Origin of the sequence: Novosphingobium mississippiense, from assembly GCF_044029535.1 — a bacterium.
In the GTDB taxonomy this organism is placed as follows: domain Bacteria; phylum Pseudomonadota; class Alphaproteobacteria; order Sphingomonadales; family Sphingomonadaceae; genus Novosphingobium.
On record NZ_CP147001.1, the window covers coordinates 75,013 to 89,220 of the forward strand.

Below are 14,208 nucleotides of genomic sequence, written 5' to 3' on the forward strand. Positions count from 1 at the left end.
AGGTACTAGATAGTCTGTCATGTTCCGTCGCACTGCCGCCTTTGTCCTGCTGTTCTGGCTGTTCGGCTTCGTCTGGTTCGCGGTCGCGCTTCCGGACGCGCTCGACATGTCGGTGAAGACCGATGCGGTGATCGTGCTCACCGGCAGCCGGGGGCGCATCGAACGCTCGCTGGACGTGCTGAAGGAGCATCGCGCCCCGCGCCTGCTGATCTCCGGCGTCGATCGCGAGGTCCGCCCCGGCGAACTGGCGGCGGAATACCGCATTCCCGATGCGCTGATGAAATGCTGCATCACCCTGGGGTATGAGGCGTTCGACACGCGATCCAACGCGCTGGAGGCGGCGGACTGGGTGAAGCGGCACAATATCCATTCGATCCGGCTGGTGACGGCGGACTGGCACATGCGCCGCGCCGCTTACGAACTGGCGCGCGAATTGCCCAAGGGCGTGACCATCCGCGAGGATGCCGTCCCCTCGCGCCCCAGCCTCAGCACCCTGTTCCTAGAGTTTCACAAGTATTTCGGGCGCATGGCGCTCGATACCTGGAACCGTCCTCCCTGGAAGAAATCTTGAACCGCACCAATCCTCTCGACGTGATCCGCAGCCTGGTTTTCTACCTGGTGTTCTATCCGGGCACGATGGTCTGCGTCCTGCTGGTGTGGCTGGCCGCTTTCGCGGGCGACGGGCCGATGTGCCGCCGGGTGCGGGGCTGGGCGCGGTTTCACCGCTTCTGCTGCCGCTGGCTGCTGGGGATCACGCTGCGGATCGAAGGCGAACTGCCCAATGAGGGCGTGCTGGTCGCGCTGAAGCACGAGAGCTTTTTCGAAGCGATCGACCTTCCCGCGATGATGAACTACCCCGCGCCGTTCCCCAAGGCGGAACTGATGGACCTTCCCGGCTGGGGCTGGGCGGCCAGCCGTTACGGCGCGGTGACAGTGATGCGCGACGAAGGCGCCAAGGCGCTGCGCGCGATGGTCTCCTCCGCCCGCGGCTTCGCGGCGCAGGGCCGCCCGCTGGCGATCTTTCCCGAAGGCACGCGCGTGCCGCATGGCAAAGTGGTGCCGCTGCAATCGGGCTTCGCCGGGCTCTACAAGCTGCTGAACCTGCCGGTGGTGCCGGTGGCGGTGGATTCGGGGCGGTTCTACCACCGCCTTTGGAAGAAGCCGGGCACCGTGGTGATCCGCGTCGGCCAGCGCATCGAACCGGGCCTGCCGCGAGAGCAGGTCGAGGCGGAAGTGCTGCAAGCGATCAATGCGTTGAACGGCTGATCGGCTGATCGGCCCGCAACCTTTCGAACCAAACTCCGTCGCCCCCGCGAAGGCGGGGGCCCCGCTTGTTCTTTCTCGCAACCTTGGCGGAAGGGCAAAAAGGAAGCGGGATCCCCGCCTTCGCGGGGATGACGAAGGTTGTTTGAGAGGTCGCGTAGTTTGCCCGAGCGGGAGAGGTTTTGACAGCCGGTGCAGTCAGTCGACCGCGCTCACCTCCACCGACTGGTTGACCATCTCCACCGGCGCATAGCTGGTCAGGAACGCCACGCCCGCCGCGTCCGGCCCGACGCCGATCTTGGCGGTGCTTTCGGGCCGGCTCATCTCGGTGGCGTCGACCAGATGCCAGGCGCCATCCAGAAACACCTCGGCCACCGCGTGGAAGTCCTGCGGATCGACGCCCAGCGCATAGACGCTGGCGAAGCGCGCCGGGATCGCGGCGGCGCGGCACAGGCTGATGACGAGGTGGGCATAGTCGCGGCAGACACCCTGGCCCGATCGGAAGCTGTCGGCAGCCGTGGTCTGCGGGTCGCTGGCGCCGGGCACGTAGTCCATGTGCCCCGCCACCCAGTCGCGGATCGCCGCCACCTTGCCGCCGCCCGCCAGCGCGCCGAAGCGTTCGAGCACGAAGTCCTGAAACCGGTCGGAAGGGCAGAAGCGCGAAGGCAGCAGGTAGTCCACCGTCTCGGCCGGCAGCAGGTGCGGCGGCAGGGCGGCCAGTTCGCCCAGCGGGGCGATCAGCCGCTGCGGCTCCACCATGGCGCGATATTCGACCGTCAGCGTGCCGGAGAGATGCAGCCAGAGCCGGTCGCCGATATCGTCATGCCCCGGCAACCGCGCAAAGTGGTCCAGCGGGGGCAGGTCGATATGGGCATGGTGCACCACCTGCTCCGGAATCATCGCCGCCTCCAGTTGCAGGAGCACGTCGGTGGGGCCGGGCAGGCTGTATTCGAGCCGGGTGGTAATCGCGAGCTTCATCGGCGGGATGCTCCGGGCGGGTCTTATCCGCTCAAAGCATCAGATCGTGTGAGGCTGCGTTGGTTGTTTGAAAATCCGGCGTGGCCGGATTTTGCGGCACCGGCCCACTCCCCCACCCGACCACCCATCAGGATACACTCGTGGGAGGTCGGGTGGGGGAGTGGGCCGGTGCCGCATGAAAATGCCCCCCAGGGCATTTTCCAAACAGACTCCCTTACTTCCCGTTCTCGTGATCGTTGCGGCCGAAGTCGGGGCGGGAATCGTCCTGTCCTTCGTCGATGATCGAGCGGCGGATCGTGCGGGTGCGCTTGAACTGGTCGAACAGCGCATCGCCATCGCCCACGCGGATCGCGCGTTGCAGCGCGGTCAGATCCTCGGTGAAGCGCTGGAGCATCGTCAGCACCGCGTCCTTGTTGGACAGGAACACGTCGCGCCACATCGTCGGGTCCGACGCGGCGATGCGCGTGAAGTCGCGGAAGCCGCCGGCCGAATACTTGATCACCTCGCTCTGCGTCACATCCTCAAGGTCGGACGCGGTGCCGACGATGGTATAGGCGATCAGGTGCGGCAGGTGGCTGGTGACGGCCAGGACAAGGTCATGATGCTCGGGCGTCATGATCTCCACATTGGCGCCCAGCGCTTCCCAGAAGCAGACCAGCTCGCTCAGCTTCACCATGTCGGTGGTGGCGGGCGGGGTGACGATGCACCAGCGGTTGCGGAACAGGTGCGCGAAGCCGGCATCGGGCCCCGAATTCTCGGTGCCGGCCACCGGGTGCGCGGGGATCACCATGTGATCGGGCAGGGCGGCGCCCAGATCGCGGGCGATGGCCTGCTTGCTGGAGCCGACATCGCTGACCAGGCAATGCGAGGGCAGGGCATCGCGTACTTGCTCGGCGGCCATGCCCATGGCGCCCGGCGGCACGCAGAAGACGACGAGATCGGCATTGCGCACGGCATCGGCGGGGGTGTCGCAGACTTCGTCCACCAGCCCGCGTTCCGCCGCGCGCGTGCGGTGGGCCGTGCTGATGTCGTAGCCGGTGGTGCGGGCGTCCGGCAGGTATTCCTTCACGGCAAGGCCGATGGAGCCGCCCTGCAGGCCAAGGCCGATGATGGCGATGTTGGACAGGCTCATCGTGCCGCTTCCGCCATTTCGCGCAGACCTTCGGCAATCGCGTCCATGTCCTCGGGCTTGCCGATGGTCACGCGCAGCGCCTGCGGCAGGCCCTGTCCCGGCAGCCAGCGGACGATGTAGCCGCGGTCGGCAAGGCCCTCGAACGCGGCCTCCGCCGTCAGCGCGCCTTCGAACAGGACGAGCACGAAGTTGGCCTGCGTCGGCAGTGGGCGCAGCCCGTGATTGCCCAGCGCGGCCAGCTTACCCACGAAGCGCGCGCGCTCGTCACGGTTGTGGATGCGGCTTGCCTCCACGAAGGCATCGTCGGCCAGTGCCGCCAGCGCCATCGCCTGCCCGGTGGCAGAGACGTTGAACGGCCCGCGAATGCGGTTGAGCGTGGCCACCAGCCCCGGCGCGCCGGTGGCCCAGCCGATGCGTTCACCGGCCAGGCCGAAGATCTTGGAGAAGGTGCGCGTCACCAGCACGTTGTCATGCGCGGCGGCCAGCGCCAGCGAACCGTCGTCATCCTCCGGCGCGACATATTCGCCGTAGGCCTGGTCCAGCACCAGCAGCACGTCGGCCGGAAGCCCGGCATGCAGGCGCGCGATCTCGCCGCCCGGCAGGAAGGATCCGGTGGGGTTGTTCGGATTGGCCACGAAGACCACGCGCGTCCGTTCGGTCACCAGCGCCAGCAGCGCGTCGACATCGGTGCCGAAATCGGCATCGGGCGCGACGATCGGCGTCGCACCGCAGCGCCGCGCGGCAATATCGTAGACCGAAAAGCCGTAGCGCACGTAGATCACTTCGTCGCCCAGCCCGGCATAGCCCTGCGCCGCCAGGTTCAGCAGTTCGTCGGAGCCGGTGCCCATCACCACGCGCGCGGCGTCCAGCCCGTGCTTGGCGGCGATGGCGGCGCGCAGCGCGGTGCTGTCCGGATCGGGATAGAGCGCCGGCGCCTGCGCCCGCGCGTCGAGCGCATGGCTGCTGGTGCCCAGCGGGTTTTCATTGGCGGACAGCTTGATCAGCGGCTTGCCGTCCTTGCCCTTGGACTTGCCGGGAACATAGGCATGGATCGCCTCGATCCACGGCTTGGGCTGCGGGGCTTGGCGGGTGCTGATGGTCTGGCTGTCGGTCATGATGGCCCGGCCTTTAACCCAGCGGGACGGCGAAGGACAGGGGGCGATTTTGGCGATAGGGAACGGATCGATCGGGCGCTGGGTTGCCGTTCGTCACAATACTGCGCCGTTCCTGAGTCAAGCTTCCGACATATTACCTCGTCGCCCCCGCGAAGGCGGGGGGCCGCTTATTCTGGTTCTTGTTTGCGGCGTCGCAAAAAGGAAGCGGGATCCCCGCCTTCGCGGGGATGACGGGATTTGGAATCGGCGCGGTTTGTTGAAACTCCGCTCATCCTGAGCTTGTCGAAGGGTGGGAGGTACAGCGCCACGCCTCCAGGGCTTCGACAGGCTCAGCCTGAGCGGGTTCGGGGACGAGTGCATGGTCGGAGTAACGAAAATGCGCACCCGCGCACTTTTCAAACCGGCCAGAACAATTGACAGCGGGAACACCGTCCCCCACTTGGCTCAGTTCATCATGGCAACCACGCAGATCACCGACTCCAGTCAGGTTCTCGAACTGACCCAGCCGCTCCCGCTCGATGGCGGGCAGAGCCTTCCCGGCGCGCGCATCGCTTATGAGACGCACGGCACGCTGAACGCGGCGAAGGACAACGCGATCCTGATCTGCCACGCGCTGACGGGCGACCATCACGTGGTCTCCAACCACCCGAAGACCGGCAAGCCCGGCTGGTGGGTGCGCATGGTCGGCCCGGGCAAGCCGATCGACACGGACCGCTTCTTCGTGATCTGCGCCAATGTCATCGGGTCCTGCATGGGCTCCACCGGCCCCGCCAGCCTGGCCGAAGACGGCAAGCCCTGGGGCATGCGCTTCCCGGTGATCACCGTGCGCGACATGGTGCGTGGCCACGTGGCGCTGCTGGACGCGCTGGGGATCGACAGCCTCTATGCCGTGGTCGGCGGATCGATGGGCGGGATGCAGGCGCTGAGCCTGGCCGCCAACTTCGCGGACCGCACGCGCGCGGCGCTGGTGATCGCCTCCACCGCGCGCCATTCGGCGCAGAACATCGCGTTCCACGAAGTGGGCCGGCAGGCGATCATGGCCGATCCGGAGTGGCGCGAGGGCGCCTATTACGAAGCCAAGGAAAATGGCGGCAAGGGCCCCGAAAAGGGCCTGTCCGTCGCCCGCATGGCCGCGCACATCACCTATCTGTCGGAAGTGGGGCTGACCGAGAAGTTCGGCCGGCGCCTGCAGAATCGCGAGGAAAAGACCTTCGGGTTCGACGCCGATTTCCAGATCGAGAGCTACCTGCGCTATCAGGGGCTGGCCTTCACCGATCGGTTCGACGCCAACTCGTACCTCTACATCACCCGCGCGATGGACTATTTCGATCTGGCAGAGGAACATGGCGGCTTGCTCGCCAATGCCTTCGCCCAGTCCAAGGCGCGCTTCTGCCTCGTCAGCTTCGATACCGACTGGCTCTACCCCACGGCGGATTCGCGCAATGTGGTCCACGCGCTGAACGCCGCCGGCCTGCCGGTGAGCTTCGTGGAACTGTCCGCCCCGTTCGGGCACGACTCGTTCCTGCTCGATGTGCCTGCGCTGGACCGGGTGGTCGAAGGTTTCCTGAGTGAGAGACCCCGGGGAGAAGGCCGCTAAGATGCCCGAGATCGAACTGTCCGACGACGTTTTGCGGCTGGACGTTGCGCGCATTCACGGCTGGCTGGCGTCGAGCTACTGGACGCCGGGCGTCGCGCGCGAACAGGTGGAGCGCCAGATCGCCGGATCGCACTGCCTGGGCGCCTATCTGGCGGACGGCACGCAAGTGGGTTTCGCCCGCGTGATTTCGGACCGTGCCAGCTTCGCCTGGCTGGCCGATGTCTGGGTGGATGAACCTGCGCGCGGGCAGGGGCTGGGCCGCAGGATGGTCGGCTGGTTCCTCGACAATGCGGACTATGCCGATATTCGCCGCTTCATGCTGGCCACGCGCGATGCCCACGGCGTCTACGCCGATCTGGGTTTCAATTCGCTGGCCCGGCCCGACCGGTTGATGGAAAAGCTTTCGGGACCGTTCGCCGCCATTCTGGAAGTGGACGCCTGACCATGTTGCGCCCCGATCTTGCGGTGATCGCCGCCAATGTCGCGCCGGGATCGCGCGTGCTGGACGTCGGCTGCGGCGATGGCACGCTGATGCAGGCCTTGCGCGACGACAAGCGTTGCGATGCGCGCGGCATGGAACTGGATTCGCACGATGTCGGCGTCTGCGTCGGCAAGGGCCTGTCGGTGATCCAGGGCGACGCCGACAAGGATCTGGCTTTCTATCCGGACCAGTCGGTCGATTACGCGATCCTGTCGCAGACGTTGCAGACGACGATGCGGCCCGACATCGTGCTGGAAGAACTGCTGCGCATCGGCCGCCGCGCCTTCGTCAGCTTCCCCAACTTCGCGCATTGGCGCGTGCGCCTCTCGCTGCTGTGGGGCGGGCGGATGCCGGTGACGCGGCTGTTGCCGGTGCCGTGGTACGCCACGCCCAACATCCACCACCTGACCGTGGAGGACTTCCGAGAACTGGTGAAAGAACGCGGGATCAAGGTTGAAGGCGCCTGGTTCCTGTCCGGCGACAAGCAGTGCAGCGCGGCGGCGGCCAACTTCCGCGCCGAACACGCGGTGTTCCTGCTCTCCCGTTGAGAGTCCGTTTGAAAATCCGCTGAAGGCGGATTTTGCGGCACCAGCCCGCTCCCCCACCCGACCTCCCACGAGTGTATCCTGATGGGTGGTCGGCCCCCTCAGCGAAAAGGTCCCCCGGACCTTTTCGTGTTCTTCGGGACGGGAGCGGGCTGGTGCCGCATGAAAATGCCCGAACGGGCATTTTCCAATCCAACAACGATTCGCTGCGACTGCGCAGAGGCTGGCTCCGGCGCGGCCTGCAGATTGGCGTGCGCGCAACAAATATGCGAGAAAGGCGCCGAAACTGCGATTCTTCGCACCTGCAATATGATCTGGACGAACCATTACGTTCGTATTACGATACCTTAAATTAGTATTACTAAGATGGGTAGTCAAGTATTACGGGGTCAGGCGTATGGACGGAGTTCTCGTTGGAAAAAGGCTGATAGGCACCCAATCGCCGGTCACCGTGGGGTGGGAAAACGTCCCCCGGGTGGAAGGCGGTCCGGTAAAGCGGTTCGTCTTTACCTGGTTCCAGCCCACCGTCCTCTTCGCGCTGCTGGCGTTCTGGTACTACGCCCCCAACTCGATCGCCAAGGCATCGACCGCGATCGGCATCGGCATCGGTTTCAAGGTGCTGCTGATGGCGATGGAATGGTTCTTCCCGCGCCATGAAAGCTGGCAGCTGACCTGGAAGGAAGTCACCGTCGATCTGTTCTACGTCGGCCTTGGCTACACCGTGCTGAGCCTGGTGGACAATTACATCGGCGACGGCGTGATGACGGAGGCGATCCAGCACGCGATGAACTGGGAAAAGTTCGCGTGGTTTACCGGTCTTCCCCTGCTGGTGCAGGCCTTCCTGATCCTGTTCATCTTCGATTTCGGCCAGTATTGGATGCATCGTGGCATGCACAACTGGTATCCGCTGTGGCTGAGCCATTCGGTGCACCACTACATCACACAGTTGAACATCAACAAGGGCGCCGTGGGCAACCCGACCGAACTGTTTCTGATCGGCCTTGGTTTCGGCGGCTTCTTCGATTTCCTGCCGCGCGCGGCACTGCTGGCGGGCAGTTTCGGCATGGCCGTGGGCGCCTACCAGCACATCAACGTCCGCTTCAATTCGCCGCGCTGGTGGCGGTTTTTGTTCAACACCACCGAACATCACAGCGTCCACCATTCGCGCGACTATGAAGCCAGCCGCAGCAACTATTCCAACACCTTCATCTTCATCGATCGCATGTTCGGCACCTGCATCGATGGAGAGGCGGAACTGCTGGGCATGGAAGGCGGCCGCCGCATGTCGATCCGCGAACAGATGACCTTCCCCTTCACGGAGGCGTGGCGCACGATCAAGGAGCGCTTCCGCCGGGAGGATCCGTCCTCGGTCGCGGTCCCTGCCGAGTAACGCCTGCCGGGCAGCGGTGTCGGCCTTGCGCCGACCCGCTCATCCAAAATCTATCCGAGATGCCCAGGCCGGCCCCCCATGACCGGTTCGGCCTGAGTGCTGTCGCCAAGAAACGCTCCCAAAAAGGGGATACCATGACCTCGCGCTTCATCGACTGGATCTGGCACATCAGGGGCAGCCTGACGCTCGCCCCCGGGCAATCGAGCGATGACGCTTTCAAACGGCTCGATTCGCTGTTCGATGAATACGGCACCCATCACGAACGCACCGACGACAGGCTGACTTTCCGCAAGAAGGACCAGGCCGCCCAGGACAAGATGGCGGTCTTCGATGGCGGCGTGCTGCAGATCGAACAGGGCGCCGGCGGATCGGTGCTGCACTATCACCTGACCAGCCGCGCGCTGCTGTTCTGCTTTCTGGCGCCGCTGCTGTTCCTGGCCTTCGGGCAATTGACGGTGGTGCTGGGCGCGCTGGAAAAGCCGCCGACGGCCGCGGAAAAGGCGGCGGACGAGAAAGCCGAAAAGGAGAAGGAGAAGGCACAGGCGCCGATGAACCCGATCGACAAGGCCCTCGGCGCGCCCGAACCCGAAAAGCCCGACGCCAGGAAGGACAAGGACGGGAAGGATAAGGATAAGGGCAAGGACAAGAATTCGCCCACCGCCGCCTATGTCTTTGCGGGGATCTTCGCCACGCTCTATGTCGTGGGGCGTATCCTTGAAGACCGTTTGGTCAGGTCGCTGTTCCGCAAGAAACTGGCGGACGCGTAGGATATCGGCGGAACAGATCGACAGGCCCGGGCACTCAGGTGCACCCAGGCTGATCCCCAATCCATCACTGTCGTCGCCCCCGCGAAGGTGGGGGGCAGGGCACTGGTTTCGCGAAATCCGCCCATGGTGGATTCGCTTGGCTTCGGGGGCCGTCTTCGTGCAGTTCAGGTGCGGTTAGGTGCCGTTCGGGTCACGCTCGGCCGAGGTGACCCGAACCGCCCGTTCAGCCCATCTTGAGCCCGGCATACATGCCCAGTTTGTTGCCGTCCGGATCGCGCATATAGGCCCCGAAAGCGCCGCGCGCCTGGGGTTTTTCCTCGGGCTGGCCCTCGCACGAACCGCCGTGGGCGATGCCGGCGGCATGCCAGGCGCGAACGGTATCCGCGTCCGGCGCCTCGAAGATGATGGTGCCGCCATTGGCATGGGTGGCAGGCTGCCCATCGCGCGCGGGGCCCAGCAGAAACTTCAGGCCATCGACATCCCACATCACGATCGGCCATTCCGGCGTCGACTGGCAGGGCGCGACGCCCAGCGTGGCGAACGTCGCGTCGTAGAATTCACGTGCCTTTTCAAGGTCATTGGTGCCGAGGCGCAGGCTCTTCAGGATCATCGTCTCTCTCCCGGAAATCCCGGCCCGCGTCGCTGCACGGGCCGATTCTGAAGGCGGTTCAGCCCACGCGATACATCGCGCAGAGCTTGTTGTTGTCGGGATCGCGCAAGTACGCGAGGTAGAGCGTGCCGAACGGGAATTCGCGCGGCCCCGGCGCATCCTCGCAACTGGCGCCACCGGCGGCACAGCCCGCGGCATGCCAGGCGTCCACCGCGTCGCTGCTGTCCATGGTGAAGCCCACGGTGCCGCCGTTGGCGAAGGTGGCGGCATTGCCGTCCAGCGGGCTGACGACCATGAAGTTGGAACCGTTGTGGCCATAGGCAAGGCGGCCGGCGGCGGGATCCGCCATCAGCGGCGTTGCGCCCATGGTGCCGAATACGGCGTCATAGAAGGTCTTGGCGGTGTTGAGGTCGTTGCTGCCGACGCAGATGTGGCTGAACATTACAGAGTCCCTTGCGGTGGTCCGGTTTTCGGGTGGCGATGGTTTCGCCGCAGCGCGCCGCCGGGTCAATCGACAGCGCGCGCAAGGCGGGGAATATCGCGGCGGTGCTCGCGTCGCCCCTGCAGGCCGCACGGCGCAGCGCGGGGGCGCGTGTCGGCAAGGCGCGCAGTTATCCACGCGTTTCGCCCCCCATGCAGCCACCGGCAAGCGCTTCGGGTGGACGCTGGCGGGCGGGTTTGGCATTCAAAATCGCCATGTGGCACATCTTCCAGTTCCCGCTCTGCCCGTTCAGCCGCAAGGTACGCCTGCTGATGGCCGAAAAGGGCATCGCCTACGAACTCCAGACCGCCCGCCCGTGGGAGGGTGAGGACAGGCTCTTCGCGATGAACCCCGCGGGGCGGACGCCTGTGGTGAAGGAGGCGGAGCGTAACATCGTCCTCTCCGACAGCCGCGCGATCTGCGAGTATTTCGAGGAAACGGTGGAACGGAACCCGCAGATCAGCGGCACCGTGCAGCAGCGCGCCGAAATCCGCCGCCTGATCGCGATGTTCGACGAGAATTTCTTCAACGACGTATCCGGCCCGCTGCTGCACGAACGGATGAAGAAGCGCCTTGTCCTGCGCCAGTCGCCCGATGCGAAGATCCTGCGCGAATCGATGAAACTGGCGCACGATTACCTCGATTACATCGACTATCTGATCGACAACCGCCCCTGGCTGGCAGGCTCGACGATGACGCTGGCGGATCTGGCCGCCGCCGCGCAAATCTCGGTGGCGGACTATCTGGGCGGTCTGGACTGGTCTAGCCACGAACAGGCCCGCGGCTGGTATCTGGTGATGAAGTCGCGCCCCTCGTTCCGCCCGCTGCTCAGTGAGCGCATGGAAGTGATCCAACCGCCCAGCCACTACGCCGAAGTGGACGCCTGAGCGGCTGATCGCGGCGTAAGCAAGGGCCACCCGCAGGGGTGGCCCTTCGCGTTTCAGGCGTTGGCGGCCTTGGCGCCGAAGCGGCCATGGTTGCGGAACTGGGTCATCCAGCGATCCAGGAAGAGTTCCAGCGGGCGCGGCGTAACGCCGATCTCGGCCAGGCCGGGAAATGCGCCGCTGGCCAGATTGCCCGCCTTCAGCAGCTTGAACTGGTCGGTGGAGATCGGCGTGCCGGGCAGGGCGGCGATCAGGCCGCCTACGGCGTCGGAGAAGGGGACAAGCGCGCGCTGGCGGCCCTGCGCGGCCATGATGCGCTTGTTCAAGGCGAGCATCGTGTAGATTTCGGGGCCGGCCAGTTCGAAAGTCTTGCCACCGTGAACCTCGGGCGCGCCAAGGGCGGTCGCGATCGCTGCAGCCACGTCGTCCACGAAGACCGGCTGCAGTTTCGCTTCGGGTGCGAACACCGGCAGCAGCGGTGCACGGGCGATCAGGTCGCCGAACATCATCACGAAATTGTCGTCCGGCCCGAACATGATGGCGGGGCGCACGATCGTGGCGGTGGGGAATTCCGCCAGCACGGCCCGCTCGCCTTCCGCTTTGGTGCGGGCATAGGCGACATCCGAGCCGGCATCGGCGCCAATGGCGGAGACGTGCACCAGCGCTTGCGCACCGGCGGCCTTGGCGGCGGCGGCGATGCGGCCGGCACCCGAACCCTGCACGGCGTCCAGATTGCCTTCAAACGCCCCGACAAGGTTCACCACCGCGTCGGACCCCTCCAATACGCGGGCGAGGGAATCGAGCTTGCTCACGTCCACGCGGGCGAACTGAATCTGCCCCAGATTGCTCAGCGGCTTGATCGACCATGCCTTGTCCGGGTTGCGGCTGGCCACGCGCACGCGGGCGCCGCGCTCGAACAGTTCCTGCACGACATGCCTGCCGAGAAAGCCGGTGCCGCCCAACAGGGTGACGATCTTGCCGGAAAGGGAATCGGTGTTGCCTTGGCTCATGGTCTGATCGCTTCCTTCAGCGTGGCGCAGGCGCGGCGAAGGAACGTGAGGGCCGCCTGCGCCGGTTCTGCGCATGAGCCCTAGGATTGGCACAAGGCGGGTTCGTGGGCAACCGAGGGCAGGAGGCCAGCGGTCTGAAGACGAATTTTTGCCTTTTTTCGAGAGAATTGAAAAAACTTGTTTGAGGGGCGTTGACACGAATCAAGGAGCCCCTTAGAGGCGCCCTCCTACCCGGCGAGGACGGCACCAACGGCCCCCTCGCTTCCGTGCCCAGATGGCGGAATTGGTAGACGCACCAGCTTCAGGTGCTGGCGCTCGCAAGGGCGTGGAGGTTCGAGTCCTCTTCTGGGCACCATCACTTCTCAAGTGATTGAGAATGTTGGGGGATCATCGCAAGATGGTCCCCCAAACTCATTCTGCTACGACAATCTGCTACGGTTTGGTGCCGATAGTCAGCAGGTAAAGCCCAGAAAATCTGCGGGAAATGGTCCGCGCGGCTGTTACGGTTTCAGTCCCGGTTTGCTGCCCAAGGGTATGCGCCTTCGTGGCGGGCGATTCTATGTTCGCCGTCACGTGCCATGCGATCTTCAAGCGCCTCTCAATCGGGTGGAACTGTGGCGTTCGCTGAAGACGGACAGCCTCCAAACGGCACTGCGGAGAATGCCCGCCGTCATGGCCGGAATCGAGGCTGAGTTTGACCGTGTTCGAGCAGGAATCGGCGCGACTGCGGATGACGCGAATTCGCGATTGCCGACCGTAGCTCAGCCCATCGTAGAGAAAGTGCGGGTTGCGGCGGAATGCCCGGCCTCTGTTTCATCCAATGGCCTGACGCTGGCCGAAGCCTATCAGCAATACGTCGATGACCCTACCCATCGCTGGTCCGCCAGTACCCGACAGAGCTATGATACCTGCCGGAAACTTGCGATCTCCGTAATCGGTGGAGACGTTCCAATGGGCTCGTTTGGCCGAACTCACTGCCGGGACTTTCTCGATGTCTTGCGCCATCTGCCCCGAAACGCGAACAAGCGCTTTCCCAAGCTGACGGCCCGTGAAGCCTCACAACGGGCACGAGAGCGTGGCGATGTGGATGTGATCAGCGCAGCGAATGCAAACGTGAACCTCGCCAATCTGTCGAGCTTCCTGAACTGGGCGGTCAATGAAGAGCTTCTGACTCGGAACCCTATGCGTGGCTTACGGCTCCATGATGATGTGGCGAAAAAGGACAAACGCAATCCGTTCAGCGCGGATCAGCTTCGGAAGATTTTTGACGCGCCGCTTTATACCGGCTGCCTTGACGGGGGGCGCGGCTACGCGAAGCCGGGCGTTGAGCGGCCTCGAAATGCGCGGTTCTGGGTGCCTCTCATCGCGCTTCATTCAGGGATGCGGCTCAATGAGATTTGTCAGTTGGACGTTGCGGACATTCGCTTGATTGATGGCATTTGGTGCTTTGTAGTATGCGACAATTCACTGGTCGGCAGTGACGACAAGGCTTTGAAGACCGCTGCGAGCGAGCGGTTCGTGCCAATCCATTCGCGGTTGATCGGATTCGGGCTTATCGCCTACGCGGAGCAACAGCGCCGGGCGCGCGCGTTGAAATTGTTCGGTGAGATTGATCCTGGCCCGAAAGGGAAAAGGGCAGTGGCGTTCTCCAAATGGTTCACGCAATTCTCCCGAGCATGTGGTGCATACGAGGAGCGGACTTGCTTTCACTCGTTTCGGCATAACTTCCGAGATGCTTTGCGGGCTGCAAAGGTCGATCACGACCTTGCATTGGCGTTGGGTGGCTGGAGCAATGCGGCCGGAGTGAAGGGCGTTTCAGAGAATTATGGGAATGGGTATTCAATACCCATGTTGCGAGACGCTATGGAATTGTTAAGTTTTCCTCATGTAAATGTGTAAAATTTGTTATTTCATTTATGTGATATAAAAATGTCATTCGAATTTTTATTATTGCG

Annotated in this window: 15 protein-coding genes and 1 tRNA gene; 10 read left to right on the top strand and 6 right to left on the bottom strand. The window is 64.2% G+C overall.

The annotated features are described in order from the left end of the window. The first annotated feature begins 19 nt into the window (after positions 1-19). Together WBP06_RS00340 and WBP06_RS00345 are read left to right on the top strand one after the other, a co-directional pair. Positions 20-571 carry a YdcF family protein gene (locus WBP06_RS00340; RefSeq protein ID WP_395330704.1) on the top strand — a complete coding sequence of 184 codons (552 nt, stop codon included), beginning with the start codon at positions 20-22 and terminating at the stop codon, positions 569-571. Then, the gene (locus WBP06_RS00345) at positions 568-1,266 is read left to right on the top strand and encodes a lysophospholipid acyltransferase family protein (protein WP_395330706.1); all 699 of its coding nucleotides are present in this window, start codon (positions 568-570) and stop codon (positions 1,264-1,266) included. The genes WBP06_RS00340 and WBP06_RS00345 overlap by 4 nt, the downstream gene beginning before the upstream one ends. A 195-nt stretch (positions 1,267-1,461) precedes the next feature. On the opposite strand, the gene WBP06_RS00350 is transcribed toward WBP06_RS00345, so the two are convergent. From WBP06_RS00350 to WBP06_RS00360, 3 genes are all read right to left on the bottom strand, one after another. After that, entirely contained in the window at positions 1,462-2,241 is a 780-nt protein-coding gene (locus WBP06_RS00350) for a transglutaminase family protein (RefSeq protein WP_395330708.1), read from the bottom strand. Between the two features lie 214 nt (positions 2,242-2,455). Beyond that, positions 2,456-3,373 carry a prephenate/arogenate dehydrogenase family protein gene (locus WBP06_RS00355; RefSeq protein ID WP_395330710.1) on the bottom strand — a complete coding sequence of 306 codons (918 nt, stop codon included), beginning with the start codon at positions 3,371-3,373 and terminating at the stop codon, positions 2,456-2,458. Next, positions 3,370-4,488 (bottom strand): pyridoxal phosphate-dependent aminotransferase, encoded by a 1,119-nt coding sequence (locus WBP06_RS00360; RefSeq protein ID WP_395330712.1) that lies wholly within the window; start codon positions 4,486-4,488, stop codon positions 3,370-3,372. The genes WBP06_RS00355 and WBP06_RS00360 overlap by 4 nt, the downstream gene beginning before the upstream one ends. A 454-nt stretch (positions 4,489-4,942) precedes the next feature. Here WBP06_RS00360 and WBP06_RS00365 point away from each other — a divergent pair, with 454 nt between their 5' ends. From WBP06_RS00365 to WBP06_RS00385, 5 genes are all read left to right on the top strand, one after another. Next, a complete protein-coding gene (locus tag WBP06_RS00365) occupies positions 4,943-6,085 on the top strand; it encodes a homoserine O-acetyltransferase (protein ID WP_395330715.1) in 1,143 nt (380 codons plus the stop codon). Position 6,086: 1 nt separating this feature from the next. Beyond that, positions 6,087-6,527 carry a GNAT family N-acetyltransferase gene (locus WBP06_RS00370; protein ID WP_395330717.1) on the top strand — a complete coding sequence of 147 codons (441 nt, stop codon included), beginning with the start codon at positions 6,087-6,089 and terminating at the stop codon, positions 6,525-6,527. 2 nt (positions 6,528-6,529) lie between these two features. Continuing rightward, complete coding sequence (gene metW, locus WBP06_RS00375; RefSeq protein WP_395330719.1) at positions 6,530-7,114, top strand: methionine biosynthesis protein MetW; 585 nt, start codon at positions 6,530-6,532, stop codon at positions 7,112-7,114. 394 nt (positions 7,115-7,508) lie between these two features. Beyond that, entirely contained in the window at positions 7,509-8,501 is a 993-nt protein-coding gene (locus WBP06_RS00380; RefSeq protein ID WP_395330721.1) for a sterol desaturase family protein, read from the top strand. A 134-nt stretch (positions 8,502-8,635) separates the two neighbouring features. Continuing rightward, complete coding sequence (locus WBP06_RS00385) at positions 8,636-9,268, top strand: hypothetical protein (protein WP_395330723.1); 633 nt, start codon at positions 8,636-8,638, stop codon at positions 9,266-9,268. 223 nt (positions 9,269-9,491) lie between these two features. Here WBP06_RS00385 and WBP06_RS00390 read toward each other — a convergent pair whose 3' ends face one another. Together WBP06_RS00390 and WBP06_RS00395 are read right to left on the bottom strand one after the other, a co-directional pair. Further along, complete coding sequence (locus WBP06_RS00390; protein WP_395330725.1) at positions 9,492-9,878, bottom strand: VOC family protein; 387 nt, start codon at positions 9,876-9,878, stop codon at positions 9,492-9,494. Positions 9,879-9,936: 58 nt separating this feature from the next. Continuing rightward, on the bottom strand, positions 9,937-10,320 hold the full coding sequence (locus WBP06_RS00395) for a VOC family protein (RefSeq protein ID WP_395330727.1): 384 nt from the start codon (positions 10,318-10,320) through the stop codon (positions 9,937-9,939). A gap of 254 nt (positions 10,321-10,574) precedes the next feature. Here WBP06_RS00395 and WBP06_RS00400 point away from each other — a divergent pair, with 254 nt between their 5' ends. Continuing rightward, positions 10,575-11,246, top strand: a complete 672-nt coding sequence (locus WBP06_RS00400) for a glutathione S-transferase family protein (protein ID WP_395333964.1) — start codon at positions 10,575-10,577, stop codon at positions 11,244-11,246. 53 nt (positions 11,247-11,299) lie between these two features. Here the strand turns inward: WBP06_RS00400 and WBP06_RS00405 are convergent, their stop codons facing one another. Then, positions 11,300-12,253 (bottom strand): complex I NDUFA9 subunit family protein, encoded by a 954-nt coding sequence (locus WBP06_RS00405; RefSeq protein ID WP_395330729.1) that lies wholly within the window; start codon positions 12,251-12,253, stop codon positions 11,300-11,302. A 268-nt stretch (positions 12,254-12,521) separates the two neighbouring features. Between WBP06_RS00405 and WBP06_RS00410 the strand changes: the two genes are divergently transcribed. After that, positions 12,522-12,608, top strand: a tRNA-Leu gene (locus tag WBP06_RS00410). A gap of 179 nt (positions 12,609-12,787) precedes the next feature. Further along, a complete protein-coding gene (locus WBP06_RS00415; protein ID WP_395333966.1) occupies positions 12,788-14,152 on the top strand; it encodes a DUF6538 domain-containing protein in 1,365 nt (454 codons plus the stop codon). The last annotated feature ends 56 nt before the right edge of the window (positions 14,153-14,208 follow it).

What these genes read in the sequence shown, in the direction of transcription:
- WBP06_RS00340 (WP_395330704.1), top strand. Translation starts at nt 20, where the DNA reads ATGTTCCGTCGCACTGCCGCCTTTGTCCTGCTGTTCTGGCTGTTCGGC.
- WBP06_RS00350 (WP_395330708.1), bottom strand. Translation starts at nt 2,241, where the DNA reads ATGAAGCTCGCGATTACCACCCGGCTCGAATACAGCCTGCCCGGCCCC.
- WBP06_RS00355 (WP_395330710.1), bottom strand. Translation starts at nt 3,373, where the DNA reads ATGAGCCTGTCCAACATCGCCATCATCGGCCTTGGCCTGCAGGGCGGC.
- WBP06_RS00360 (WP_395330712.1), bottom strand. Translation starts at nt 4,488, where the DNA reads ATGACCGACAGCCAGACCATCAGCACCCGCCAAGCCCCGCAGCCCAAG.
- WBP06_RS00365 (WP_395330715.1), top strand. Translation starts at nt 4,943, where the DNA reads ATGGCAACCACGCAGATCACCGACTCCAGTCAGGTTCTCGAACTGACC.
- WBP06_RS00370 (WP_395330717.1), top strand. Translation starts at nt 6,087, where the DNA reads ATGCCCGAGATCGAACTGTCCGACGACGTTTTGCGGCTGGACGTTGCG.
- metW (WP_395330719.1), top strand. Translation starts at nt 6,530, where the DNA reads ATGTTGCGCCCCGATCTTGCGGTGATCGCCGCCAATGTCGCGCCGGGA.
- WBP06_RS00380 (WP_395330721.1), top strand. Translation starts at nt 7,509, where the DNA reads ATGGACGGAGTTCTCGTTGGAAAAAGGCTGATAGGCACCCAATCGCCG.
- WBP06_RS00385 (WP_395330723.1), top strand. Translation starts at nt 8,636, where the DNA reads ATGACCTCGCGCTTCATCGACTGGATCTGGCACATCAGGGGCAGCCTG.
- WBP06_RS00390 (WP_395330725.1), bottom strand. Translation starts at nt 9,878, where the DNA reads ATGATCCTGAAGAGCCTGCGCCTCGGCACCAATGACCTTGAAAAGGCA.
- WBP06_RS00395 (WP_395330727.1), bottom strand. Translation starts at nt 10,320, where the DNA reads ATGTTCAGCCACATCTGCGTCGGCAGCAACGACCTCAACACCGCCAAG.
- WBP06_RS00400 (WP_395333964.1), top strand. Translation starts at nt 10,575, where the DNA reads ATGTGGCACATCTTCCAGTTCCCGCTCTGCCCGTTCAGCCGCAAGGTA.
- WBP06_RS00405 (WP_395330729.1), bottom strand. Translation starts at nt 12,253, where the DNA reads ATGAGCCAAGGCAACACCGATTCCCTTTCCGGCAAGATCGTCACCCTG.
- WBP06_RS00415 (WP_395333966.1), top strand. Translation starts at nt 12,788, where the DNA reads ATGCGCCTTCGTGGCGGGCGATTCTATGTTCGCCGTCACGTGCCATGC.